The organism is Mucilaginibacter sp. P4_G9, from assembly GCF_056400985.1.
Map to the genome: position 1 here is coordinate 1 of NZ_JBFUKF010000732.1, position 1,439 is coordinate 1,439.

Annotated in this window: 2 protein-coding genes; both read right to left on the reverse strand. The window is 37.7% G+C overall.

The window, feature by feature from the left end; genetic code table 11:
• Positions 1-782, reverse strand: a 782-nt coding sequence (locus tag AC1DPZ_RS27150; protein ID WP_477409386.1) for a PD-(D/E)XK nuclease domain-containing protein, incomplete at its 3' end; no start/stop codon positions are given.
• A 262-nt stretch (positions 783-1,044) separates the two neighbouring features.
• On the reverse strand, positions 1,045-1,439 hold a 395-nt coding region (locus tag AC1DPZ_RS27155), incomplete at its 5' end, for a hypothetical protein (protein WP_477409388.1).

Sequence of the window (1,439 nt, forward strand, 5' to 3'; positions counted from 1 at the left end):
GGTCTAATAAAGATATGGACATTAAGCCCATTCTTTAACCCACCCAAATCATTTTCCAAGCCCTTTACATTCCGTATATAGCCATCTGGATCATACACGAAGCAAACCAAATGTTTAACCTTCGGATATTTTGCGTACTTTGCTGTATCGAGGGTCAACTCCTCACCAATTTCTTTGTCCTTAAGGCTGTTTCTGGTTTTCTTAGCTTCTACAATTATGTTGTGATCGCGAAGTGCAAAGTCGCATCTGCTTCCTTTTCCAGCAAATTTAGGTACGTATTCCTCTGGCTCAATGTCGTCAAAATAAAGTCGCAACAAGGCATATAAAAGGTCTTGAACATCATATTCATCGCCGATGTCCAGTGATGGACGGCCACCATGGCGTCTTCTAAGTTGCTTTACGACTTGATCAAATCGATTAAATATAATAAGTAAAGAATTCAAAGCATCTACGGCTGGTTCAGATTTCTCGAATATACCGCGATCAATATCCACTATAAGCTTTTTCAAGATGGCATTAGCATTTAAAATGTCCGCAGCTGTGGATTCAAAACCTGTCAATGTGCGTTTGAGTGACTTTAGGTAAGAGTTGTCTGGGTCAAGTACAGTAGAAAGATAATTCATCACGCTCGTAACCCAAGCTTTGTAATTAGGCCACTCACTTATAATTATGTCGCTGGCTACGTTCTCCTGGAAATCAATAGATTTTTGAAGTTCGTTGCCCTCGTTAAGCAACTCTTGGATGATTTCCTTAATAATAGGGCGGAGAGGTTGATTTCCCATAATAATCTTATCGTAAACGTATTCTATATAATGAGTTTTATCATCAAAATTTATACTCCACTTGACTGATAATTTCGTCTGCTGAATAGATCAATCCGTTTGTGAATAGACAGTTGCAAAGTTGGCTAACTTGAAGTGAAAACGACTATTTGCTGAATCAGCTAACTTTGTGATGGAAATTACTTCCGTCAAACCAGGACCAAATTGATTACTTATTAGTTAAACAGATAAGACAAGCGTAATCCCTTAAAGATGCTGTTAATCAAAACAATCCCAATTGTCCTTGATCGTCGATATCAATATCATCAGGGTTTGTAACCTCAAAATCAATCTTTTTCATCGACTCTACTTTACCTAAGCTAATTGGTAAATCATTTGATAAAACAAGTTTAATTTGCTCTGTGAATGGCTCCGTTCTAATAAAATCCCTATCTAAATCATCGCTTGCGACGTGATTTACAATTCTTGCCGCCTCTTGAAATATCTTTCTAACTAATGACTCATCCCATAATATTTTCATTAGGCATTCACAGTATTTGGCCATGTCCTTTGAGTTAAAACGAGGCAAACTATCATAAGCATCGAATGCCAAACACCTGAATACAAACAGCAAATGATATCTCGCAGGTTTAAACGCTGGAGGTATGGCTCCAACTC